This is a genomic window from Exiguobacterium sp. H66 (assembly GCF_018618705.1).
GTDB classification, from domain to species: Bacteria; Bacillota; Bacilli; order Exiguobacteriales; family Exiguobacteriaceae; genus Exiguobacterium_A; species Exiguobacterium_A oxidotolerans.
On the sequence record NZ_JACSMQ010000001.1, the window covers coordinates 133730 to 159613 of the forward strand.

The following is a 25884-nucleotide window of genomic DNA, read 5'->3' on the forward strand; positions in this document are numbered from 1 at the left end:
TAGCGCTTTCAAATATAGTGGCATAAAAAATCGACAGTGGCACGTCCTCTATGAATTAAGAGGGATGACCACGATTGAAGGCGTTTATACCAAAGTGTTTGCCTTAGTTATTATCTTACTACTTCTTAAGCCTCAGTGCGTTTCGAATTCCCAATTTCTCTGTGCTAAATGTATAAGTTTTTCTTATGATGTCAGCATCAGTGATTTATGATACAAACATTTCTTTCACGGTAATGTCAATTTTGCACACGAAAAGAAACGCCCATGCCTATCTTTCAGACACCGGCGTCCTCATTTACAACACTTTACTTAAAAACGATTGGGTCCGTTCATGTTGCGGAGAATCAAACAGTTCACTCGGAACATTCTCTTCGACGATATAGCCGCCGTCCATAAAGAGTACGCGATCTCCGACCTCACGGGCGAAGCCCATTTCATGTGTCACGACAATCATTGTCATCCCTTCGATCGCCAATTGTTTCATGACTTCAAGGACGTCCCCGACCATCTCCGGATCAAGTGCCGATGTCGGTTCGTCGAACAACATGATTTTCGGATTCATCGCGAGTGCACGGGCAATCGCGACCCGTTGTTTCTGACCTCCCGAGAGTTCTCCAGGATAGTTGCCCGCTTTTTCACGGAGCCCTACCTTATCAAGTAATGCAAGCGCACGTTCCTTTGCTTGTCCCTTTTCCGTTTTACGGACTTTAATCGGTGCGAGCATGACATTATCTAAAACCGTCTTATGCGGAAAGAGATTAAAGTGTTGAAAGACCATCCCGACTTCTTCTCGGACTTTATTGATGTCGACTTTCGGGTCCGTAATATTGTGCTTATCGATGATGACTGTCCCACCTGTAATGTCTTCCAGACGATTCAGACAACGAAGAAACGTACTTTTCCCGGAACCAGATGGACCAATGACGCAAACTACTTCTTTCTCTTCTACTTCAACGGAGATATCCTTTAGGACTTCATTTTTTCCGAATGACTTTTTTAAGTTATCTACTTGAATGATACTCATCGTAGCGTAAACCTCCGTTCCAAGAATTTCGCTAACATCGACAGCAGATAGATGATGACGAAATACATTAAGCCGACGACGGACCAGACGATGAACGGTTCAAACGTCGTCGCTTGCTGGACTTGTCCTTGTTGCGTCAAATCGGCGATGCCGATAATCGAGAGCAACGAAGTATCCTTTAAACTAATGATCGATTGGTTCGTAATGGTCGGCAACATTCTCCGAAAAGCTTGCGGTAAAATGATTTGGACCATCGTTTGACGGCCCGTCATCCCGAGCGATCGTGCGGCTTCGGTTTGACCTTTATCAATCGACTGGATGCCGGCCCGGATGATTTCTGCAAAATAGGCCCCTGCATTGATCGCGACCGTCAAAATCCCCGCGTACATCCGGTCCATCGATAACCATTCGAGTGAGTTCAAACCAAAATAAATGAAGAACAGTTGAACGATGAACGGTGTCCCACGAATCACATCGATATAAACGATCGCGATCCCATTTAAAAGTTTTAATGGAGACAAGCGCATCAAGGCAACGATGAGACCAATCAAGAATCCTGCGATGACGGCGATGATAAAGATATATAAAGTGACTTGTAATCCATCTAAGAAAAACGGAAATGCAGCTTTTGCTACTTCCATCAGCAGCTCAACTCCCTCATCATTCACTCAATCGGGTGATTATTTTAAATAACGATCAACGATTTCGTCGTACTCGCCACTGTCTTTTAAATTCGCTAAACCTGTGTTGATTTTTTTCATCAAGTCTTCGTTTTCCCCTTTAAGGACGGCAATCCCGTAATTATCTCCATTTAAACGATCTCCCACGAGTTTCAGACCAAGGTTTTGTTGTTTGTTGGCATACGAGATGACTGGATAGTCTTCAATCAAGGCTGCTGCATTCCCATTTTTGACTTCCTGGAACATCGCTGGACTATCATTGAATTGTGTAATTTTAATTCCTAGCTTATCCGCGTTATCCGTTGCATACTTTGCCCCCGTCGTCCCCTTTTTAACTGCCACGCGTTCCCCTTTTAAATCATCAACCGACTTGATGTCATCATTATTGTCTTTGACGACAAGAATCAGTCCGGCTTCAAAGTATGGGTCAGAGAAGGTAACGACTTTTTCACGTTCCGGTGTGATACTCATCCCGGCAATCGCGATGTCGAGTTGATCCGCCTGCAGAGCAGGAATGATTCCGCTAAAGTCCATCGCTTCAAATTCAATCTTGAAGTTTTGGTCGTCTGCAATCGCTTGAATCAAATCGATATCGATTCCTTTGTACGTATCCCCGTCCTTGTACTCGAATGGTGGATAGGTGACGTCGATCCCGACTTTGTACGTTTTGTCCTCTGACGATGAATCATCATTTGAACCGATGCTACACGCACTTAATACGAACAGACATCCCATCAATAAAAATAAGATAGAAAAACGTTTATTCATCCTTTTTACCCCCTTCTTTTGAAGGCACGGCCCTCTATTAGGATATTTTCCTTAATAATGGTCCCTTTGAAACATGTTTTGGTAAAAAAACTGAATTATCTGAAAGAAAACTAAAAAAGTCGCGATTTTCGATCTAACCGCTTCCTAGTGGAAAGCAAACAGGAGCGACCCTGCAGCTTCGCTGTAGCGGCGCGATGTTTGCCACAGGAAGACGATTAGAAAGGAAAGAGAGAACAAAAAAAAGATGGAAAATCACATGCAAGTGACCTTCCATCTAGTTTGTCTATAGTCTGTGACCTACTAACAGGTCTTCAACTTATGGAAATGCCGCCGAGAGGACTTGAACCTCCACAGTGTTGCCACCACTAGATTCTGAGTCTAGCGCGTCTACCGATTCCGCCACGACGACATGACTTATATGATTGTAGAATACGAAATGGACTGATTTTTGTCAATCCATTCCTTCCGCTTCATACACTTTCATTTGTCATGCTGACAATACGCGCCGAACAAATGCCTCGACGACTTCATCGTATCGATCGGGTGCTTCAAAATAAGCCATTGCATGTGCCGCATTCGGAATGACGACGAGTTCCTTCTTCGTTTGGCAAGCATCATACAGTTCATAGACCATCGATGTCGGAACGAACGTATCTGCATCCCCATGAATGAATAAGATCGGTACCGCCGCCTTTTTGACTTGTTTTAGTGCGGAAGCTTCACTGAAGAAGTAACCAGCCTTTAATTTCGTCAATAAACTCGTCATCGCAAGGAACGGAAAGTGCGGCAAACGATACATCCGTTTCATCTGATAGGCGAGGACTGCGTTGACTGATGTATAAGCACAGTCGGAGATGATGCCTTTGACTTGAGCAGGTAATGTTTCTCCGCTCGTCATCAAAACCGTCGCCCCCCCCATCGATACACCATGTAAAAAGATGGAAGAATCCGTTCCAACACGTCCGACTAAATAGTCGATCCAGCGCAGACAGTCTTGCCGGTCATGCCAACCGAAACCGATGTAATTTCCGTCACTTTTTCCGTGACCACGATTGTCCGGCATCAACACATGAAAACCCGCTTGATGATACAGATAGGCGAATCCTGCTAAGTCCGTTCCGACACCACCGTAACCATGTACGAGAATGACGACTCGATCGGACGAAACGAGTGGCGGTAAGTAATGTGCGCGAAGGGTCAATCCATCATGTGCTTGCGTCGCGACGAGTTCTAACGGTTGTTCCTTAATCCATGTCTGACCCGGTTGCATCAATCGGACCATCTCGTCACTTAAATCACGGTTGTTCGTCAAGAAGGGTTTCGGATTCGTTGCGATCGCCATTTCGTAAAAGTAATAGCTTGCTGCAAGCATCCCTGAACCAATCACGCCTAAACCAATTTTTGTACCTGTTCGCATCCGGTCCTCACTCCTTGTTGTTATAGTTCGATTTCTAGTTGAGCTGACGACTCTGGATGATCATCTTGTAATATGTGCTGGCGCAACCGTTGTTCATGCTGCGCCTTCCGGTAAGCGAATTCGCGAATGAGCTCTTGCCCCGCAAATCCTTCTTCAACGATTTGCGCTAATAATTCGGTCTCCATCTCGACCATCTCGTCTGGATTGCGCATGACGAGGACTTGTCCGACTTGCGCAATCATTACTTCATCCGTCAGTCCGAGTGCATCATAAAAAGGTTCTGGTAACGTCATCCGGCGTGTTTCCGGATTGATGTAGATTCGCTTATATGCACCAAGCGATTGAAAATGTCGTGTCGCCATATGAAATCTCCTTAGTTGAATGTCATATCAAGCCGTGAATCTTTTCCTTGAAGCGTCACTGTTGCCGTCGCACCGTTGACGAGTGTCAATTGGGGCGGCTGATGACCGATGTCTAAATCATAAAAAATCGGCAGTCCTGTCTCTGTTGCAATCATTTGGTAGACATCCAGTAATGCATAATCTTCGATTGCCTGCCCTGCGCTTGTTCGACCAAACAAAATACCAGTTGCGTTATCAAACCAGCCGGCAAGATGCATCTGCATCAAGGAACGGTGAAGATCAGTCGCGCTGGCTTCACAGGCTTCGAAGTACCAAAGAATCGGTTCACCCCCGAGTTGTTGTTCTTGAAATGCACGGACATCGCCATAAGGCGTACCGATTAAATGACGGACGGTTTCGAGGCATCCTCCGAGAAGTCGACCCGTCACCTGAGTGATGGATGGATTCAGGGTTTTCCATTCCGTCGGTTGATCGAAATGGAACATAAAGCGCTCAGGGCGCACGTCGTGATTCCAGGCTGTTTGAAACCTTGTCGACATCCACTGGGTCACGGAACCATCACGCGGTGTTGCAAGCACGCGACGCCAAGCAGCTGTCGTCTCGTCCCATTCTTCACTTCTCAACTCAAGCACGTTCGGACCATGTGCTGTCGCAATCCCCGTTTTTACGGTAATTGCGAACAAGACCGTACTCGTATCTGAATATCCGAGTAACCATTTCACCGGCAGCTCATAAAAGTCTAGATGCGGTAATACATCCAGGGCACGTTCGCCACCAAACGGCGGCAGGATCGCATCGATATCTGGGTTTTGGAACATCTGCATCAATTCAGATGCCCGAACCGACGCTGTTGTACTCTGTGCTTTCTTTTGTGTCCAAACTGTATCACCAATCATCGTCTCCATCTGACGATCCTCTAAACGTAACTTGGATTCTTCGAGTAAAGGATGGAGCGAATCAGGTAAGCCGGAAGATAATGCTGTTATACCAATTGTTTGCCCTGTCCAGCCGAAAAATGGATACCTCATCTTCTTCCTCCTTCAGTTAACGATTAATTTTCTAAATCGATGATTTCTGATTTTACAAATTCACCAATCTGCTCCACACGTCGACGGAATCGTTCGATTGGGACGATTCGTGCCTCGCGGTGCATCTCTTTTCCGTCTAAAAACAAAAGTAAGACAGGGGCGGTGAAAATGGATAACGCTCCTGCAATTTCGGGAACGTCCGATACATCGACACGCGCCGATCGAATTTCTGGGTGTTCCAACATGATGGGTTCGATTTGTGGGAACAAGGATTCACAGACGGAACAATTCGGGCTTGAGACGTATAAAAAACTAGCACCCTGAACCGAATACCAGGACTGCACGGCATCAATGGACGTCAATCGTGTAAACTCAACCATCAACAAGACCTCCTTTTAAAAAATGTTGCTCTTATTATACCGCTCTTCGCATAGAGAAACCAAATTTCGTGCTAGCGTTCCCGTGACACAGTAAATGAAAAAACACCTAAAACTGCTTCGGTGACATCTCTCACGCGAAGCAATTTCAGATGTTTTAAAGGGGATCATCTAGTGTCAGTCTGAAGTGTAGCGTACTCTTCATCCGTAAAGGCACGGGATCGGGTCAGAAAACGTTTCCCTTCGACCCCTTCAAGCGAAAACATGCCACCGCGCCCATCGACAACATCGATGAGGAGTTGCGTGTGTTTCCAATACGTATACTGATCTTCATGAATATAAAATGGACAGCCGCCAATCGTCCCAATCAATAAATCGTGATCTGCGAGAAATAAATCCCCTTCCGCAAAGCACATCGGTGAACTGCCATCACAACACCCCCCGGATTGATGAAAGATGAGGGGTCCATGCTTTGCTCGTAACTTGTCAATCAACTCGAGCGTCGCCGCTGTAGCAAGGACACGTTCAACCATACGGACACTTCCTTTCTTCGCTTAGAAGAAACCGAGTTTGTTCGGGCTATAGCTGACGAGAAGGTTTTTCGTCCGCTGGTAATGATTGAGCATCATTTTATGATTTTCTCGACCAATCCCGGACATCTTGTAACCGCCGAATGCCGCATGGGCAGGGTACTGATGGTAACAGTTCGTCCAGACACGTCCTGCTTCAATCGCCCGTCCGAAGCGATAGGCACGGTTCATGTCGCGCGTCCATACACCGGCACCGAGACCATATAACGTATCGTTCGCAATCTCAAGCGCTTCGTCATCCGTTTTGAACGTCGTGACGGACAGAACCGGTCCAAAAATTTCTTCTTGGAAAATCCGCATCTTGTTGTGCCCTTTAAAGATCGTCGGCTGGATGTAGAAACCGTCCGCAAGATCGCCGTCCATCTGATTGCGTTCTCCACCAATCAGGCATTCTGCGCCTTCTGATTTACCGATTTCTAGATAAGATAGAATTTTTTCCATTTGTTCATTCGATGCTTGTGCACCCATCATGACGTCGCCGTCAAGTGGATTTCCGAGTTTGATTGCTTTGACGCGTTCAAGTACCCGCTCCATGAACGGTTCATAAATCGACTCCTGAATCAACGCCCGCGATGGACAGGTACAGACTTCCCCTTGATTCAAGGCAAACATTAGTAACCCTTCGATTGCTTTATCGAAAAAGGCGTCATCGGCGTCCATAATATCTTCAAAGAAGATGTTCGGAGATTTTCCACCTAATTCAAGTGTGACGGGAATAATGTTTTGTGACGCATACTGCATGATTAAGCGACCTGTCGTCGTTTCACCCGTGAAGGCGATTTTCGCAATCCGTTTGCTCGACGCAAGTGGTTTCCCTGCCTCTAAACCAAACCCGTTGACGATATTCAAGACGCCTGCCGGGAGCAAGTCTTCAATCATTTCAGTCAAGAGTAAAATACTTGCCGGTGTCTGTTCTGCCGGTTTTAAGACGACACAGTTTCCGGCAGCTAATGCCGGTGCTAGTTTCCAGACTGCCATCAGAATCGGGAAGTTCCACGGAATGATTTGACCGACGACGCCGAGCGGCTCATGAAAATGATAGGCGACGGTATCGTTATCAAGTTCCCCGACAGATCCTTCTTGCGCCCGGATGACACCGGCGAAATAACGGAAATGATCAATCGCCAGTGGTAAATCTGCGTTTAACGTCTCGCGGACGGCTTTCCCGTTTTCTAGCGTCTCGGCGTAAGCTAAAAGTTCTAAATTTTCTTCCATCCGATTGGCGATTTTATTTAAGATGTTCGACCGTTCCGTGACCGATGTTTTTCCCCACGCCTCTTTGGCTGCATGTGCGGCATCGAGTGCTAATTCGATATCTTCTTTTGTCGAACGCGCGACTTGGCATAATACCTTCCCGGTGACCGGTGTGATGTCATCAAAATATTCTCCATTGACAGGTGCCGTCCATTTCCCGTTGATGAAATTTTCATAACGATCTCTGTACTGTACTTTTGACCCTGGTGTGTTTGGAATCTCGTAAATCATGACTGTTTTCCTCCCTCAAATAAAATGGTCAACCCGAGAAGTTTTTGTATGCGCTTTCATTTTGGTCCCCCGTAAAAAAACCCCTCATGTACATACTAACAAATAAGTATGAAAAGTCAAAATTTTCCGTTAACTTTTTTGATTGAAAAAATGCAAGACAGGAAACGATTATCGCCCCCTGTCTTGCATCTCTTAATCAACCTCTTATGAACGCGTCGTGTCGATGCCATCTTCATTATCTGACGGCGAGTCTGAGTTTCCGAAGTCACTGACTTTACTAAAGCCATCCGTATCTCCATCAATATCTTTTCCCGTCGCTGTAACAGATGGATCGAGTACATCCTCTTCGACCGGACGTTGTTGCTCATTCAAGCTATTTTTTTCAGCTTCTTCTTTCGCATCATCAATGCATAAGAGTGTTTCAGGAATGATATCGAGACGCTCTAGCTCGATTTCTTTTCCACATACCTTACAGATTCCGTACGTGCCTTCTTCGATTGCTTTTAGGGCAAGATCGACGTCAGATAACATGTCTGTTTCTAAATCCGTGATCGCTTGATCCCGTTCCCGTAAGAATAATTCGTCACCTGAATCTCCAGGATGATTATCATAACTTGAAAGTGCGCCTTCGTCGTAATCTGTTTCACGGTTCTCGATGTTCGATTCCGTTTTATCTTTTTCCTTAAGTAGACGTTCTTTGAATTCCTCGATTTGTTTCGCTGACAACATGTTCATCATCTCCAATTCTCTATTCTGCTCTAATTATGTTTTAGCCGAATCAGAGGTATCTTAAACGTTTAGTTGCCGTTTATCAAAATCAGGCGAGAATACTCCCACCTCTAAGCATCTCAGGGCGAAGTCCAGCGCAGGTGGGAGATGAATCGCCTTCGGGCAAGACGTGTCTTGAGACACGTCAACTGCACGACATTCTTGGTTTAAAAACACTCAAAATCAGGAATAAAATCAATGTCATGTTCTTTGAAAACTGAAGATATAGGGTTGTGACAGGGAGTTCGTCTGTCACGTAAAATCTTCAACGTTCACCTTGCGAATGACCGAAGTAGCGAAAACCAAGCAAAGTAGGCATCCGTGCAAAAGAAACTGACAAGATTAACTCTCAACCGTCGGGACGACGGGGTTAGCCTGATAAAGTTTCGACCGATAGGTTGGATAACTCAGGAATCTTCCACCTCTTAGCGTAGCGTAGGTGGAGGTAGTTCAAGAACATTTGTACGAACGAATCGACCCACGATAATCACAGATGACGGTCATGCATTCCTGCCCATCATGAAAACAAATTTGATGGCTTCTGCCATTCTTAGAAGTCGTGATATCATCAATCCATAGTCGTGATTCGTCTGCTGAAGATAACATCGCTACTTTTTCCCGAATCGAAAATAAGTCAAATGGCAATAAATTCAATGATTGAATCACGAGACCATATTTCCGGAACAACGGATCGAGTTGGTACTGCGATAAACTATATAAACTTTTTTCCGAACCACCGATCAACAATTGGATTGAATGCGAAGGTTCATGGCTATCGATCCGTTCCTTTTGAAGAATGATTCTTCCACGAACGCCAGACTCGTCGAAGATGCTTTGTACACGGTCTTGGGTAAACCGTAAACTTGACTCTTTAACATGAAGAACGAGATGCGCGAATTCCGCAAAGTCTGGTTTTCCGATTTCAAGGGATGGGATGTGTCTGACTTCTTCACGTTCAATGATTTCAATCAAATCACGCTCGATTTGCGGATCAACCGTCTTTTCTGCATAAACACGGACATCGACGACATATTGATCAATCACGGTATTGACTTCAAGTGTATACATCAATCCTGTATTTTTATCTTGTTCAATCATCAATCGATTTAAAATCAATTGATGCAATAAGTCGACAGGTGTGTAGGAAAGAAACTGACTCGTATAAATCAAGTTTTTAAAACTACCTGATTTCCCATTCTTTGGTCGAGAACCATTGATCATATAGACGTTCACTTTATAATTCAGCATGTTTCCACCTTCTTATAGTAAAAATCGAAACAGACAGGTTCCGTTTCTATAGCGTACAATCTATTTGATGGAAATAATATTCGTTTTCGAATATTCCAAATCTCGTATACAAATTCTAGTTCATTTATGTTAAGAATAGACATCGTTAAAAAGAAATCTGGCGTGCATCCTCAGTGATGCACGCCAGATTTCTTTACCCTTCCCTAACTACTTAAGCAAGCGAATTGATTGAATCATTGATTTGATTATATTGGCTGATGATTAATTGACCGAGACGCTCATTCGGCTGAAGGCCAAGATACGTCACTAAAGTCTCTTCGATCCCCTTTGTTTCGATAAATGTTTTCAATTCAACAGATTCCGAATCATTCGGGTCAAAATACGTTAAGGCCGCTGCGATTCCGAGTGCTAGTCCGTTCGCTTCGATGCCACGCTCCATCAATTCGCGCGCTGGTTTGACAAGGCGATCATTCGGACTGAGTTTACGGATTGGCGAACGGGCAACACGAACGATTTCGTCATGAATCCGCGGATTTTCGAACCGTTGAATATTCTTTTGGATATAAGCACTATGCTCTTTCGCGTCAAACCCGTATTTTTCTAGTAACAACCATCCTGTTTCGTAAAGAGCCGCCTGGACCCCACGTCGGACACGATGATCTTGCAGGCTTTGGGCAATCGTTTCATTTTCGAATAATGCACCTAGATACGATGTGAGTGCATGACCTGTGTTGACAGTGAACAGCTTTCGTTCGATGAATGGTGTAATTTCCTCGACATATGTTACGCCTTCTAAAACTGGATAATCTGCCGGCAATCGTTTCGTTTCAATCACCCATTCAAAAAATGGTTCGACTTCAACATACAACGGATCTTCATGACGCTGAAGCGGTACGATACGGTCGACCGCTGCATTCGGAAAATAACTTGTAGCTTCAGTTAACGTCGTATGACGCGCCACTTCTGTTTGTAAGTGTGTCGATCCACCAATCATGTTTTCACAAGCGACGACATAAATGGGGTGATTTTTTGTTCGTTTTTTTAACCCTTTAGCAATCAGGGGTGCAATTTTCGAAAGCAGTGCTGGTCCGACAGCCGTCGTGACAATCTCTGCATCTGCAATTGCTGCGATGACATCGTTTGCTTCCGTCATACTATTGAGTGCCGTAACACCAGTCACGGTCTCATTTGCCATTCCTTCAGCTGCATAGCCGACTTCATATGTGCCTCGAGACTTTAACTCGTCTACCACGGTCGTGTTGACGTCAACAAAACAAACTTCGTAGTTTGACTTCACAAGTTGTAATCCGATGAAGCCACGTCCAATATTACCTGCTCCAAAATGAACGGCTTTCATTTTTACACCTCCATCGATAACAGTTCGATGATTTCTTGCTTCGTTTTCGCTTGAATCAACTGCTCGACATTGTCTTCATCTGAGCAAATTACTGCGATATTTGACAAAATCTCCAAATGCTCATCACCGACACCAGCAATCCCAATGATTAATTTTGCTGGTTCAGTACCGAACGTTACACCGCCCGGGACTTGAAGAATCGATAATCCTGATTTTTCGACTTCACTTTTTGCTTCTTCCGTACCGTGTGGAATCGCCACATGATTTCCGATATATACACTCGACATTTCGTTTCGTGCTAACATCGAGTCCACATAGGCCGGGCGGACAAAACCGTGATCGACGAGGAGTTTCCCCGCCGCACGAATTGCCGCTTCTTCTGAATCGAATCGCTGATCGAGTAAAATCATATCTTCTGTTAGTTTCATTGCTGTCGCCATTGTAAATCCCCCTCTAATTTTTAAGAAATTTTATTACGTGCCTTTTCAATTTCTTGAACGAGCTGATCGTAATAGGCAGCATTCAAGAAGTTTTCGACCGAGCGATGTTCTGCATCCGGAACTTGTTCGACTGCACGTTCCGTCAAATCTTGGTGCGTAATGACGAACTCTGCGTCTGCTGGCAGGTTACTGATTGACGTGTTCGTCACCTTAATCGGCAAGCCAGCCTTGTTGATCTTATTCCGGAGAACGGAAGCTCCCATCGCACTTGACCCCATACCAGCATCACACGCAAAGATGATGTGTTCGACTTCAGCGAGTGTTTTTTTAGAATCTGCTGCGACAAGTGATGACGTGATTGAACTCTTACCTTTCATTGCACCGACATTCGCCGTTGCTTCTTCAAGTGACGTTTCCTTCGCTTTGCTTGTTTTGAGTAGGACAGCAGAAATTACGAACGTGACCGTTGCAGAGATGAGAACACCCGCAATCAAGCCGACATATGACCCACGTGCTGCCATCGCAAGAACAGCGATGATACTACCTGGTGAAGCCGGAGCGACAAGACCGACATCAAATATGACGAATGTCAAGATCCCACTCATTCCACCCGCGATCATACCGAGAAGAAGAACTGGCTTCATTAATACGTACGGGAAGTAAATTTCATGAATCCCACCGATGAACTGGATGAATGCAGCACCTGGCGCAGTTTTTTTCGCTGCTCCTGATCCAAAGACTGAGTATGCGAGTAACAATCCAAGCCCTGGGCCCGGGTTCGCTTCAAGTAAGAACAAAACGGATTTTCCTGCTTCACTGACTTGATCGAGACCAAGCGGACTTAAAATTCCGTGGTTGATGGCGTTATTTAAAAATAAGATTTTTGCGGGTTCGATGAAGAGACTCGCAAGTGGTAATAATTGTGCGCTGACGATTGCACCAACTGCTGCCGCCATAACATCATCCAACCCAGTCATGATCGGACCGAAGATTTCAAATCCTCCAATCATCAACAAACCACCGATGATGCCGACAGAGAAGTTGTTAACGAGCATTTCTAAACCTGGTTTCACTTTTCCTTCGATGAAATGATCAAATTTCTTGATGACGAATCCACCGAGAGGCCCCATGATCATTGCTCCAAGGAACATCGGAATTTCCGTCCCGACGATGACACCCATCGTTGCGAGCGCCCCGACGACACCCCCTCGAACGTCATGCATTAATTTACCACCAGTAAAACCAATTAAGAGCGGTAAGAGATACGTGATTGTCGGACCTACCAACTCCGCTAAACTTGCATTTGGAGCCCAACCGGTTGGAATGAATAGTGCTGTAATGATTCCCCAAGCGATGAATGCACCGATATTCGGCATGACCATCCCACTTAAAAAACTCCCGAATCGTTGTACTTGTACCCGTAATCCACGGATTCCTTTAGTTGCAGTTGCCATCTCTATAGCCTCCATTTCAATAAATTCAATTAGCCGTTCTTTGCTACATGTTTATTGTATATTGATTGCAAACGCTTACTCAATCTTACCTAGTTCGCGTTTTGGCAAGGTAGTTGGACAAGTAAAAAAGATAGTATGGCAGACAATGAAAAATGGAATTCGTCTCATGACGAATTCCATTTTTCATTGTCTATTCGATTCATTCATCACATCAAACTTCCGTAACGTTCAACTCCCGTTCAATGACTTTGCGGAACGTTTCATTGAGGACGTTGTCCAATTGTTGTTCATCGCCATATTCAAACTGAGTCGTCCGTTCTTCACTTTCAATGATTGCACCACTGATTGAACTCAGCAATTGAAGAAGTTCATCCGGTGCTTGTTCGGGCGCGACAAGTACTAAAATCCGCTCAACCGGATGGATGACTTGATCCATTCCGAGCAAATCGATAGCTTGATTCAGCTCGAAAATTAAAAAGGCACCCTGTTTGATTGAACTGTCACGTCCATGGAATAATGCGAGCCGTGTTCCCGGAATTCCAAGACCTGACATTTCATGCCGCCGCAACAATTGTGTCGACAGCTGGACCGCTGAATGCGCGATATCTTTTATAACCATCACATTACTTACTTCAAGAAGCAGCTCTTCTAGGCCTTCTGACTGTGAAGCAATCGACTCAATCGAAAAAAGTTCTGTCAATTCACGTGCCGTTTTCACAAGTTGTTCTAATCGTTTTAAATCTAACCACCCCTGTACCTCTTTTCGGGCGGGTGGTTTAAATGATTTCGGAAGCGAGACAAGCAGTTTTCTGACGCGATCGACTTCATCTTGCGGAAGTAAGGGGTTGACGAGTAAATGTGGTTGACTGATATCCGGCAACGGAACCGTCGATAATACAAAGTCGTAATCAGTTAAATTCAAACGATCAATCCCGAACAAGGAAGAATTTTCGATTTGATCAAGTTCTAAAAATTCTTGTCGCAACCGGTTCATTAATAATTTGGAAGAGCCAAGTCCTGCTGAACAAACGACCAGAACGCGATACGGAACTTTTACGACAGGTCTACTCAATACCGCTCCAAAATGCATCACCCAAAATGCTAAATCATGATCAGCAAACGCTTGATCCGAAAAGACGGTTTGCGCCACCTGCTTAACCGAATCGAACAGCCGTGGATACTCCCTTTCAATCTGCTTGATGACATAAGACGGATTGATGACGTTTTGTCGCGTATAGGACATGATATGGGAAACGAGTCCCCGCTCAAGGGCACTGTCTTCTGTAAACTGCTCTCCATATAAAAGAGAGACTTCCTCAATCAATCGCTTGACGCGCAATCGAATGACCAATTCTTCGGAACTGTCTAGTTGATCTTGTTGAAAATTGCGTAGTTCTTCTGAAATCCATTGACGCTCCGCAACTGTCAACACATAGGGTAGACGTCGTCCGATGACATCGACCCGTTGAAGCACTTCGACCGGGTACGTTTTCAATTCATAGCGCATTGGAAACATTTCCATCCGCATCGCTTGGAGCGCTAAACTAAGTGTGGCTCGCATAATTGACCGGTCGCTCAGTTCCTGTTGCTTTATTACGGGAGCGATTACTGCATAGGATTGATTGATTGCTTCGACCCACTGATTACGCGCCGGATGCAAAAGATCGGGTAATTGATTAAGATCCCCTTGAAGCAACCGGTAAAAGGACAATACATCCCATTGCGTGAAAATAAGCGAAAGCAATAAACGACGCTTATTGATTTCTTCGCCGATGACTTCGGCTCCGATTCCCTTCTTCCGTTTCAACTCTAAATCATATTGTTGAAACCATTCATCAATCCGCTCTAAATCTTGACTGATCGTACTCGGTGCGATGTACATCGCATGTGCGAGTGCCTGTAATTTAATCATGCCCGGTTCTTGTAAGAGACGATAAGTGAGCTCAACTTGCCGGTCATCCGTCGAAGGTAGTGACTTATGTGATAATAACAAAGCCTCTCGGAGCTTCCGTTTGTCACTTTCATCTCCAACGATCACTAATCCTCTTCCTCGAATATACTCCAGTCCTAACTGAAAAGAAGCAATTGTTTGAGCAATCGGTTCTCGTTCGCGCTGAATGGTCCGTTCGGACGTTCCAAGCGTTTCTGCGATTTCTTGGACTTGAACAGGCTCTGTTTTTGTCAACAAATAAAATAAGACTTCACGTTCTCGTGTCGAAAACTCAATCACCCTCAATCAACTCTTTTCTTAATACAGTGATCACTTCATCGTAAGCCGCTTCAGACAATAGATGATTGACGATGCATACGCGACAATCCGTCACCCACGTCACTTGGCGGACGATCTTCTCAGGTCCGACAATCAGACGTATTTCAGTAGGTACATCCTTCAGACGATAACTCCGGACATCGACTTGCAACTGCTCCTGTCGCAGACGCTTTCGTAGCACGTTCGCTCCTAGGACGCTTCCTACTAACCCAGAATCACAGACAAATCCGATTTCAAAACGTTTCACGTCATTACCCACCCCTTTTCTTTTATCCTAGCCGATGTCCTCTTGTGTGTGTTAACTTCGCAAGACTTTTTCGACAGTTCTTTTTTGATAATTGTCCCAAGTGATGGACAGAAAAAAAATTATCAACAAAAAAAGTCACACAGGGAAACTTGAATGTTTCCCTGTGTGACTTCAGCGTGTAGACAAACTCTTATGAAGAGTGAACATGCGATATCGAGCGGCAATCAGCCACGCCGCTACAGCAGAGCTGTCGGGTCGCGACCGATTGCTTTTCGCGATTCTAAGCGATTCGAGACGGATTGCACTCTAAATCGTCTGCATGCCCGGCTTACCGTCACGGTATTCTTATAAAACGCGTCACATTTCGTTGACTCCTACGGGGAAAAGTGCGTTTTTAACGCACTTTCAGAGGCGGGCAAGACCCTGCTCGTTGTCCGTGAGGTCAAGGAGCAACGGCTTGCGCCTCTACCGAGGAAAGCAACGAAAAAAGACGCTTGATCTCCCGATAGCACGTTATCTACAGCCTGAAGTCAAACAGGAAAACTTAAATGTTTCCCTGTTTGACTTTTAGTCATTTATCCCGTTCGAGTCATCAGTGACAGATGTTGTTCGACTGCTTCCGCCACTTCTCGCCCTTCGCGAATCGCCCAGACAATCAAGGACTGTCCGCGCCGTGCGTCCCCTGCAGCGAAGACACCTTTCCGATTTGTTGCATATCCCTTCGTCTTGATTTTCCCTCGCTCTGATTCAACGATGAGTTGATTCAAGACCGTCTGCTCGACTCCGCTGAAGCCGATTGCAATCAGCATCAAGTCGACCGGATAGTATTTTTCTGTTCCTTCAATTGCTCGGAATTCAACTGTCCCGTCTGCTTGCTTTACTTTTTCATTATGAATCGTCCAAACCCCTGTCAAGCGACCGGAATCACTTGTCGTGTAACGTGTGATCGCGATCAAATATTCGCGAGGATCACGTCCGAATTGATCGAATGCTTCTGCATAGCCGTAATCAAGTGTAAAGAGGTTCGGTGTATCCGGCCACATGTTGTCGTTCGCCCGGACCTGACCTGGCATTTCATGCTTCCCGAACTGGACGACAGAACGGCAACCCTGTCTGAGTGCCGTCGCGACACAGTCCGCTCCCGTGTCTCCGCCACCGATGACGAGCACATCTTTACCTCGCGTATCGTGTTGCTCAAGCAGGGATTGATTCGACAACAGATGGCGCGTCACGCTTGTTAAATAGTCCATCGCGTAACCGACACCGCTCGTCGGAAGATTTGGAAGCGTTCTTGGTTCCGTTGCACCGACACAAAGAATGACGGCATCAAACGCTTGTTCAAGCTCGTCCAGCGTCACATCAAGACCGATCGTTACGCCGGTCTTAAAGAGAATGCCTTCTGCTTTGAGCAGATCGACACGACGCTCGACGATATCTTTTGATAACTTCATCGCCGGAATCCCGTACGTCAACAGACCTCCGATACGATCTTCCCGTTCAAAAACGGTGACTTGGTGCCCTGCTTGATTCAATTGATCGGCCGCGGCAAGCCCTGCCGGACCAGAACCGACGACTGCCACATGATGGGACGTCCGGTTCAATGGCATCCGTGGAACGACCCATCCTTTTTCAAAGCCGATATCGATGATTGTACGCTCGATCTGTTTGATCGCGACGGCCGGTTCGTTGATCGATAACGTACATGAACCTTCGCACGGTGCGGGACAAACACGTCCCGTGAACTCCGGGAAGTTGTTCGTTTGATGCAGGCGCTCGAGCGCTCCTTTAAAGTCTCCTTCTTCGACGAGGAGATTCCACTCGGGAATCAAATTGTAGACCGGACAACCGATTTTGACATGTCCATAGGTCTCGCCGACATGACAAAACGGGGTTCCGCAATCCATACAGCGGCTGGCTTGTTCCGACGCCTCACTTTCAGAAAATGCTTCTTTATATTCATTAAAGTCTTGAATCCGTTCTGTACTGGCGCGCTCTCGTCCGGACTGGCGAGGAACACTCATGAATTTATCGCGTCTTTTCATTATTGACCTCCCGTTCCGCGTCCGAGGTGTGTCTCAAACGCTAACAACATCGCTTCTTCCGTGTTGTGTCCTTTTTTCGCATAATCAGCCATCAATGTCGTGACGACTTGATAGGTCGTCGGAATGACACGAATAAACGAACTCAAAACATGATCCCAGTTTGAAAGAATCGCATGTCCTTGTTCACTGTTCGTCCGTGCGACATGACGTTCGATAAATGTTTTTAAGCGTGCCGCTTCTTCCGTGTCTGTTACTGCGCCCATCGTGACGAGCTCGAGATTGACGCGCGAGCGGAACAACGCGATGTCTTTCGGTAAGACGTAGGCGACACCACCTGACATACCGGCAGCAAAGTTCTTTCCGACGTCACCGAGAATGACGACACTCCCGCCCGTCATATACTCCAAGCCGTGATTCCCGATTCCTTCGACGACTGCCGTCGCACCACTGTTTCGGACGGCGAACCGTTCGCCTGCCTGTCCATTGACATACAGTTCCCCACTCGTCGCACCATAAAGCGCGACGTTACCGATGATGACTTGCTCTGAAGAAACAAAACTTGTCTTCATATCAGGACGAACCGAAAGAATTCCTCCAGATAATCCCTTTCCAACGTAATCATTAGCATCCCCGACGACGTTCAACGTCATTCCGCGAGGTACGTATGCACCTAAGCTTTGTCCGGCTGATCCCGTCAGGTTCAATGTTAGCCGATCGGATGGTAAGCCCATTTCTCCGAACATCCGTGTCAGACGTGATCCGGTATTCGTACCGATTGCCCGGTCTGTATTCGTAATTGCAAGCGCAAATGTTTGTTTTTCCGTAAACGCATCATGATCAAGCAACGGAGCGATTTCACGGTGGTCAAATGACTTCGCGACAGCATGATCTTGTGCTTGTGTCGACGTCGAATCATATGTTGCTTGAACAAGTAGTCGAGAAAAGTCGAGACTGGCTGCTTTCCAGTGATTCGTCAAACGATCCGATGTCACTAAAAGATCCGTCCGTCCGACGAGTTCCGCTAGACTACGGACGCCGAGTTGAGCTAAATATTCACGAACTTCTTCCGCAACGAACGTCATGAAATGGACGACGTGATCGGCAGATCCGGTGAATTTTTCACGCAACTTCGGATCCTGTGTCGCGACACCGACCGGGCACGTATCTAAATGACAGGCACGCATCATGATGCAACCGACGGCAATCAATGGTGCTGTCGCAAATCCATATTCATTCGCCCCGAGCATCGCTGCGATGACGACATCGCGTCCAGTTAGTAACTTACCGTCCGTTTCTAAGCTGACCCGTTCCCGCAGACCATTCAAGGCTAGCGTTTGATGCGTCTCAGCGAGTCCCAGTTCCCACGGTAAGCCCGTATGTTGGATACTCGTCTTCGGGGAAGCCCCCGTTCCTCCATCATGCCCACTGATGACGATGACATCGGCAAGTCCTTTGGCGACACCGGCAGCAATCGTTCCGACGCCTCCTTTTGCGACAAGCTTAACACTGATCCGCGCCTCGTCATTTGCCCGCTTTAGATCGTGAATCAATTGAGCCAAGTCTTCGATTGAATAAATGTCATGATGTGGTGGTGGTGAAATCAGACCGACACCCGGTGTCGAAGCACGGACCCGCGCAATCCACGGATACACTTTTTCGCCTGGGAGTTGTCCCCCTTCGCCTGGCTTCGCGCCTTGTGCGACTTTAATCTGGAGTTCGTCCGCATGGGTCAAGTAATGACTCGTCACGCCGAACCGACCTGATGCAATCTGTTTAATCCGACTCATCCGTGAGTCACCATTTTCGTCGAGTTGATACCGTTCCTCTTCTTCGCCACCTTCACCACTGTTACTCTTACCACCTAGACGGTTCATCGCAATCGCTAGTGTTTCATGAGCTTCCTTCGATAGTGAACCGTACGACATCGCACCGGTCTTAAAGAATTTGACGATTTCACTCGCGGGTTCGACTTCCTCGAGCGGAATCGGCGTCGTTTCCTTGAACGTCAACAAATGACGCAGGAAGGTTGCGGGTTCTTCTGCAATTTGATTTGAGTACCGTTTAAATAACTGATAGTCCCCAGTTCGGCAAGCATGTTGTAACAAATGAATCGTCGCCGGATTGAACGCATGATGTTCTCCGTCATTACGGTACCGGAAGACACTACCTGATTCCAAGAACGTCCGTTTCGTCCCTTCCTCATGTTGACGCTTCGCTTCTTTTTCAATCAAAGCGAGCGACAGACCACTGAGCTGAGAGACTGTTCCCGTAAAGTAGCGATCGATGACGTCCGTCGAAATCCCGACGGCTTCGAAAATCTGAGCCCCCCGATAACTGAAGACGGTCGAAATCCCCATCTTCGACATGACTTTGACGACCCCCTCCGTCACGCCGTCACGATAACGAACGGCATTGTCCGCGTGTTTTTCACCAATCGCTTCATCGAGTGTCGCATATACAAGGTACGGGTAGATTGCGTCAGCTCCGTAACCGAGCAGCGCCGCGAAGTGATGCACCTCCCGGACTTCTCCCCCTTCGATAATTAAACTGACGTTCGTCCGAAGCCCTTTACGGATTAAATGGTGATGCACGGCACTCGTCACGAGCAGGATCGGCATCGGTATGGCTCCAGGTCGAATGTTCCGGTCAGAAAGAATCAACAACTCACAACCCGATTCGACGGCATGAACTGCTTCTTCGAGAAGTGTTTCAAGTGTTTCTTCCATTTGATCCGTAAACAATGTTGATAACGTTTTTTGTTTCAATTTTGTTTGACTGAGCGCATGCGCTTCAGCCGGAACTAGCACCGGTGAGTTCAAGCGGACCCGACGACAGTTTTTCCGGTTCGGGGTCAATAGTTCACCTTGACGCCCGAGCCAGGTCATCGTTGACGTGACGATTTGTTCACGTAACGCATCGATCGGCGGATTGGTGACTTGGGCAAACAATTGTTTGAAGTAACGGAACAACGATTGTGGTCGCTCACTTAATACAGCGAGCGGGATGTCCGTTCCCATCGCACCAAGCGGATCTTTTTTTTCCTCGACGAGAGGAATCAAGTATTGCTCGATATCTTCTCGCGTGTATCCAAACAGGCGTTGCGTCGTACCTAATTCCTCAATCGTTTCTGAGTGCATTAACGTCGGTAATTGAATCTGTTCTTCTGATAACCATTCGGCATAAGGATGTCGCATCGCAAGATCCCGTTTCACTTCTTCGTCAGAAATCAGCTGACCGGAAGCAAAATCAAGCAAGAGGAGCTCACCAGGAATCAAACGTTTTTTATACAAAATCTCTTTTTCCGGAATCGGGAGGACACCTGATTCTGAAGACAACATAAAGTGACCATCGCGCATCATGATATAACGGGCAGGTCTGAGTCCATTTCGGTCAAGTGTCGCGCCGATTTGTTTCCCATTCGTAAATACGATGGCAGACGGACCGTCCCATGGTTCCATCATACTGCTGTGATACTCGTAATAAGCACGTTTCGCCGGCCGTACTTCCGCATGCTCGAATGGCTCTGGAACCAGCATTAAAGCCGTTTCCGCTAACGTCAAACCAGACAAGTATAAAAATTCAAACGCATTATCGAGCATCGACGAGTCACTTCCGGATTCATCGAGGATTGGGAGCACATCATCTGCACGGCGACCATACGTCGTTTTCGCAAGACTTTTTTCGCGTCCACGCATCGCTTGAATATTGCCTTGTAACGTATTGATTTCTCCATTATGAATCAAATAGCGGTTCGGGTGAGCTCGTTTCCAACTCGGGAAGGTGTTCGTGCTAAAACGTGAGTGAACAATCGCAAACCCTGATTGGTACCGTTCATCACGTAAATCATCAAAATACTGACCGAGCTGATCTGTAGTGACAAGTCCTTTATAGACGATAGTCTCACTTGAACTACTGAGCACGTACTGTTCGATTCCGAGACGATTTGCTTCTCGTTCAAAAGAACGACGAATCATGAATAACGTTCGTTCGAAGGCCAACCCTTCAATGTCCTTCGCTTCAATGAAGCATTGGCGAATGATCGGTTCTGTTTGACGTGCTTTTTCACCAATCACTGTATTCGAGACTGGTACCGTTCTCCACTCGATCACCCGTTGTCCTTCTGATAAAATAATTGATTCTAAAGCGCGTTCGAGTCGCTGTCTCGACCGTTCCTCCCGAGGCAGGAACATCATCATGACACCATAATCTCCTTTTTTCGGTAAGGTTACATTCCGAAATGTCTCCCGAAAGAGACGGTCGGGAATTTGAGTCAAGACACCGGCACCATCCCCTGTTTTCGCATCGCTCCCCTGTCCGCCTCGATGCTCCATCTGACAGAGCATCGCGAGTGCATTTTCGACGATTTCATGGCTCGGTCTCCCGGTTCGGTGCGCATAGACTCCGATTCCACACGCATCATGTTCTTGCTTCGGATCATATAAACCTTGCCGTTCAGGCAATTGATGAAATGACATAATTTCACTCTCCTTAACACGTTCTAAATTTTCTGTATATTCAGTTAAAATATACTTTACACTCTTTTATGATTATTCGCCACTATGTATAAACGAAACTACTATATCTAAATTACTTATGATTCCCTAAGGTTAGACAATGATAACGCTTACATAGAGATGAATAATCATTCTAATTATTTTTTCAGAAGAATTATTTTCGTTTAAATTTTATTTTTTGCAACGAGTGTTTCAAGCGTGGTATTTTTAATAAAGAGAAATCTATTATTTTGATTAGAGAGGAAGTACGTTATGAAAAATTCAGTAAAGTGGACAGGGCTCTTGATTGCAGGAACTACCCTGTTCCTTAGCGCTTGTGGTCAGGAAGAAGAGAAGACGACAGCATATGACAAAATCGTTAAGGAGGGGACGTTGACAGTAGCTACTGCTGGAACACTTTACCCAACGTCGTTTCATGATGAAGAGAGCAACAAGTTGACTGGCTTTGATGTCGAAGTCGTTAAAGAAGTCGCAAAACGACTCGATCTAAAAGTAAACTTCAAAGAGATGTCATTCGATGGTATGTTGACGAGCGTCAATACTGGACAAGTCGATCTCGCCGCAAACGATATTACGATCACAAAAGAACGGAAAGCAAAATTCGCATTTTCAAAACCTTACAAGTATACGTATGGAACGGCCATCGTTCGTAAAAGTGATTTATCTGACATACAATCTCTTGAGGATTTAAAAGGTAAAAAAGCAGCCGGCGAGGCAACGACGACTTACATGCAAATCGCTAGAAAATATGGTGCAAAAGAAGTCACATATGATAATGCAACGAACGATCAATACCTCCGCGACGTCTCGAATGGTCGAACGGATGTCATCTTGAACGACTATTATCTTCAAAGCCTTGCCGTCGATTTCTTCAAAAACTTCGACATCACGATCCACCCGGACATCGCCTATAATCCGAGTCAAGTCGGTCTCATCATGGATCTTGATAATAAAGAGCTCCAATCAAACATTAACGCTCAAATCGAGGCGATGAAAAAAGACGGTACGCTCGCAAAATTATCAAAACAATATTACGCCAACAAAGATGTTTCAAAAATGCCTGACGTCAAAACGACGATCGTGGATGTGAATTGAGCAATGTCGACTGGCGCTCCGTGTTTAATCCTGAGTTAGCGGTTGATGCGTTTCCCTATATCTTAGGAGGACTTGGACATACATTATGGATTGCATTCGCAAGCATGGGATTTGGTCTGATATTCGGCTTGTTGCTTGCACTTGCTCGTTTATCAACGTCTCGTTTTTTACGCCTGACTGCGACGCTCTATATTTCATTCATGCGCGGTGTACCGATCCTCGTGATTCTTTTCATGCTGTACTTCGGGTTACCTGTGATCAATATCGAACTCGATGCGTTAACAGCAGCGATAACGGGCTTCAGTCTCAACAGTGCTGCGTACATGGCAGAAATCATTCGCTCCGCCATTGTGTCTGTCGACAAAGGACAAAGAGAGGCTGCCCAGTCTCTCGGCCTCTCTCCTTATCGCGTCCTAGTCGGAATCATTCTCCCGCAAGCGATTCGTTTGGCAATCCCACCTTTATCGAACGTTTTACTCGATTTAGTCAAAGCGTCTTCTTTAGCTGCGATGATTACCGTCCCAGAAATCTTTCAACGTGCAAAAATCGTCGGTGGACGCGAATTCGATTACATGACGGTCTATTTCGTAATCGCCTTCATCTATTGGGGAATTTGCGCCTTGATTGCAGCTGTACAAGAAGTCCTAGAGCGTCATTTTGCTCGTTATCTTTAACCGAAAAAGCACCGCCTGCTTGACGAGTCGACTTTCCTCGTCAAGCAGGCGGTGCTTTAGCCTTATCTATAATTCTTAGCTAAAAAGGGTTCGATTTGTATAGCTTGGAGAGGTTTATGGAACAAATAACCTTGCAACGTATGGCACCCTAACTGATTTAATAACCTTGCTTCTTCGACTAACTCGACCCCTTCAGCAACAATCGTCATGTTTAACCGTCTTCCTAACTGAATAATCATCTCGACGATTGCACGCTTCTCATCTGAACGAATTGCTTCTTGAACGATTTCTTTAGGAATCTTTAACTGGTCGAACGGTAATTCTACGAGTGTTTGCATTGAAGAAAAACCTGTTCCGAAATCATCGAGTGCAATCCGAATCCCATGAAGGTGAAGTTCGTTTAAGGTCTCGATAATCTGATTCGTTCCTTCGATAAAAATGTGTTCTGTCATTTCAATTTCAAGCAAATATGCCGGAAAATGTGTCTCTTCAAGAATCGTCAGTACTCTTTCGGTAAAGTCGGGTTGCCTTAATTGCCACGGGGAGACATTGACTGCAATCGTAATCGCTCCATGTCCTTGATCCAACCACGTCTTTCCTTGCGCGCAAGCGCGGCGCATCACCCATCCTCCTAGCGTTTCAATAAAACGCGTCCGCTCCGCAATCGGAATGAACTCTAAAGGGGAAATCATTCCATACTGGGGATGATTCCAACGCACAAGCGCTTCCGCTCCAGTAATTTTGTGACTGTCTGCTTCTACTTGCGGTTGAAACAGTACAAAAAAATCTCGATCGAGTTCTGCATCGTACAAATCGCGTGTCAGCTGAAGCGCTCGCTTACGCTGATTTTGAGTCTCTGCATCCGTAATCGCATACGTGTTTTTTCGGTTTGATTTAGCTGTGAACAATGCAATTTCTGCATCATTGATGACATGATCAATGGATTCGTCATAAATAAAAGAAACACCGATGCTCGCTGTGACATTGATTTGTTTGAAATCAATTTGTACGCGTTCAGCGACACATGTTAAAACCTCCTCGCATAGCAGTTCAATACCAGCATGACCTTTCGCATGAAGTAAAAAAGCACTTCCGCTTGCTTTGGCAATTAAACAATCGGGAAAACGATTCATGAGTCTACTCCCAACCATATGCAACGTGCGATCTCCCGTCCGGTAACCGAAGGCATCATTGACCGTTTTGAAGTCATCTAAATCAATTAAACAAATTGCATCTCCTTCGCTTGCAATTTTTTCGACTTCAAGAACGAAATAAGATCGATTAGCGAGTTTTGTTACCGGATCAAGAAAGGCTTGCTCTTGTAAGCGTGAAAGATACTCGATATTACGTTCTAATCGTGTCACGTACTGACGATGAATCAATAAACTGATCAGCGCAGCAATGATGACTAAGCCGATTCGTGCGATATAATCTGCTGTATTAGTAACGGACGTGACGTTCGGTGCATTAAACCAAATGTATAAGAGCGAAATGATCGTCGTCCCCGTGGCATAGACGAGCATCGTTCGATTAATGACGACAAGAGAACTCAGTAAAAAAAGAATCGCAGCTGCCCAAACGGTCTGAGCACCACTTTCGAGGAAGGGATAATAGATGAATGGAATTAGTAAAAAAACACTCGACATCACGTGGGGTTTAAGACGATCCGGCAAATTACTTTTCCCAAGCAGAAATTGACAAATGCCTACGAGAAAAATAAGACCTGCACGTAAAAGGTCATACCTGTTCAAGCCGGATGTACTGAGTAAACTAGCAAGCACATACAAAATCGCACCCGAGCTCGTCAGAACTAAAATGATGGAGCCAAACAATTGATAGTTCGCTTTTGCTTCTCGATTATACTGAAGACTGGCGGAAGAAGGTCGCTGCTGATTTTTCATAGGAATCCCTCTTTTCTGTTCTATCCAATTGTCTTTTTCCTTTAGATCATACTTATAAAACCTAATTTTTCCTAAAATAATGATTTAGTTGGAAACGTCTAAATGAAAAGAGAAACGGGTATTCATTAAAAGAAGTGTTAATTA

General features: G+C 45.7%; 21 protein-coding genes and 1 tRNA gene. 2 read left to right on the plus strand and 20 right to left on the minus strand.

Annotation, left to right across the window (positions count from 1 at the left end; all coding sequences use genetic code 11):
* Positions 1–295: 295 nt before the first annotated feature.
* The 19 genes from KNP88_RS00710 to gltB form a co-directional block, all read right to left on the minus strand.
* Positions 296–1024, minus strand: a complete 729-nt coding sequence (locus tag KNP88_RS00710) for an amino acid ABC transporter ATP-binding protein (RefSeq protein WP_251137096.1) — start codon at positions 1022–1024, stop codon at positions 296–298.
* Positions 1021–1665, minus strand: a complete 645-nt coding sequence (locus KNP88_RS00715; RefSeq protein ID WP_088837249.1) for an amino acid ABC transporter permease — start codon at positions 1663–1665, stop codon at positions 1021–1023. The genes KNP88_RS00710 and KNP88_RS00715 overlap by 4 nt, the downstream gene beginning before the upstream one ends.
* 39 nt (positions 1666–1704) lie before the next feature.
* Entirely contained in the window at positions 1705–2472 is a 768-nt protein-coding gene (locus tag KNP88_RS00720; protein WP_214891920.1) for a transporter substrate-binding domain-containing protein, read from the minus strand.
* Between the two features lie 325 nt (positions 2473–2797).
* A tRNA-Leu gene (locus KNP88_RS00725) sits at positions 2798–2881 on the minus strand.
* A gap of 78 nt (positions 2882–2959) precedes the next feature.
* Positions 2960–3889 (minus strand): alpha/beta hydrolase, encoded by a 930-nt coding sequence (locus KNP88_RS00730; protein WP_214891922.1) that lies wholly within the window; start codon positions 3887–3889, stop codon positions 2960–2962.
* A gap of 20 nt (positions 3890–3909) precedes the next feature.
* Positions 3910–4251, minus strand: a complete 342-nt coding sequence (locus KNP88_RS00735) for a hypothetical protein (RefSeq protein WP_214845102.1) — start codon at positions 4249–4251, stop codon at positions 3910–3912.
* 11 nt (positions 4252–4262) lie between these two features.
* Entirely contained in the window at positions 4263–5279 is a 1017-nt protein-coding gene (locus KNP88_RS00740) for a S66 family peptidase (RefSeq protein WP_214891924.1), read from the minus strand.
* A gap of 23 nt (positions 5280–5302) precedes the next feature.
* Positions 5303–5659, minus strand: coding sequence for a thioredoxin family protein (locus KNP88_RS00745; RefSeq protein ID WP_088837254.1), 357 nt, complete (start codon positions 5657–5659; stop codon positions 5303–5305).
* A gap of 164 nt (positions 5660–5823) precedes the next feature.
* Entirely contained in the window at positions 5824–6189 is a 366-nt protein-coding gene (locus KNP88_RS00750) for a DUF779 domain-containing protein (protein WP_029330465.1), read from the minus strand.
* 21 nt (positions 6190–6210) lie between these two features.
* Positions 6211–7731, minus strand: coding sequence for an aldehyde dehydrogenase (adh, locus tag KNP88_RS00755; protein WP_214891926.1), 1521 nt, complete (start codon positions 7729–7731; stop codon positions 6211–6213).
* 204 nt (positions 7732–7935) lie between these two features.
* Complete coding sequence (locus KNP88_RS00760) at positions 7936–8460, minus strand: TraR/DksA C4-type zinc finger protein (RefSeq protein WP_029330472.1); 525 nt, start codon at positions 8458–8460, stop codon at positions 7936–7938.
* Positions 8461–8949: 489 nt separating this feature from the next.
* Entirely contained in the window at positions 8950–9747 is a 798-nt protein-coding gene (locus tag KNP88_RS00765; protein WP_029330473.1) for a hypothetical protein, read from the minus strand.
* A 211-nt stretch (positions 9748–9958) separates the two neighbouring features.
* A complete protein-coding gene (locus tag KNP88_RS00770) occupies positions 9959–11104 on the minus strand; it encodes a mannitol-1-phosphate 5-dehydrogenase (RefSeq protein WP_214891929.1) in 1146 nt (381 codons plus the stop codon).
* 2 nt (positions 11105–11106) lie between these two features.
* Complete coding sequence (locus KNP88_RS00775) at positions 11107–11544, minus strand: PTS mannitol transporter subunit IIA (protein ID WP_214891931.1); 438 nt, start codon at positions 11542–11544, stop codon at positions 11107–11109.
* Between the two features lie 20 nt (positions 11545–11564).
* Positions 11565–12998 carry a PTS mannitol transporter subunit IIBC gene (locus KNP88_RS00780; RefSeq protein ID WP_214891934.1) on the minus strand — a complete coding sequence of 478 codons (1434 nt, stop codon included), beginning with the start codon at positions 12996–12998 and terminating at the stop codon, positions 11565–11567.
* 211 nt (positions 12999–13209) lie between these two features.
* A complete protein-coding gene (locus tag KNP88_RS00785) occupies positions 13210–15228 on the minus strand; it encodes a BglG family transcription antiterminator (RefSeq protein WP_214891936.1) in 2019 nt (672 codons plus the stop codon).
* Positions 15221–15514, minus strand: a complete 294-nt coding sequence (locus KNP88_RS00790; protein ID WP_214891938.1) for a PTS sugar transporter subunit IIB — start codon at positions 15512–15514, stop codon at positions 15221–15223. Before KNP88_RS00790 ends, KNP88_RS00785 begins: the two co-directional genes overlap by 8 nt.
* Before the next feature lie 575 nt (positions 15515–16089).
* Positions 16090–17556 carry a glutamate synthase subunit beta gene (locus tag KNP88_RS00795; RefSeq protein ID WP_214891941.1) on the minus strand — a complete coding sequence of 489 codons (1467 nt, stop codon included), beginning with the start codon at positions 17554–17556 and terminating at the stop codon, positions 16090–16092.
* On the minus strand, positions 17556–22031 hold the full coding sequence (gene gltB, locus KNP88_RS00800) for a glutamate synthase large subunit (protein ID WP_214891943.1): 4476 nt from the start codon (positions 22029–22031) through the stop codon (positions 17556–17558). The genes KNP88_RS00795 and gltB overlap by 1 nt, the downstream gene beginning before the upstream one ends.
* 291 nt (positions 22032–22322) lie before the next feature.
* Here gltB and KNP88_RS00805 point away from each other — a divergent pair, with 291 nt between their 5' ends.
* Positions 22323–23165, plus strand: a complete 843-nt coding sequence (locus tag KNP88_RS00805; protein WP_214891946.1) for a transporter substrate-binding domain-containing protein — start codon at positions 22323–22325, stop codon at positions 23163–23165.
* The gene (locus KNP88_RS00810) at positions 23162–23839 is read left to right on the plus strand and encodes an amino acid ABC transporter permease (RefSeq protein WP_214891948.1); all 678 of its coding nucleotides are present in this window, start codon (positions 23162–23164) and stop codon (positions 23837–23839) included. The genes KNP88_RS00805 and KNP88_RS00810 overlap by 4 nt, the downstream gene beginning before the upstream one ends.
* Positions 23840–23901: 62 nt before the next feature.
* Here KNP88_RS00810 and KNP88_RS00815 read toward each other — a convergent pair whose 3' ends face one another.
* Positions 23902–25740 carry a putative bifunctional diguanylate cyclase/phosphodiesterase gene (locus KNP88_RS00815; protein WP_214891950.1) on the minus strand — a complete coding sequence of 613 codons (1839 nt, stop codon included), beginning with the start codon at positions 25738–25740 and terminating at the stop codon, positions 23902–23904.
* Between the last annotated feature and the right edge of the window lie 144 nt (positions 25741–25884).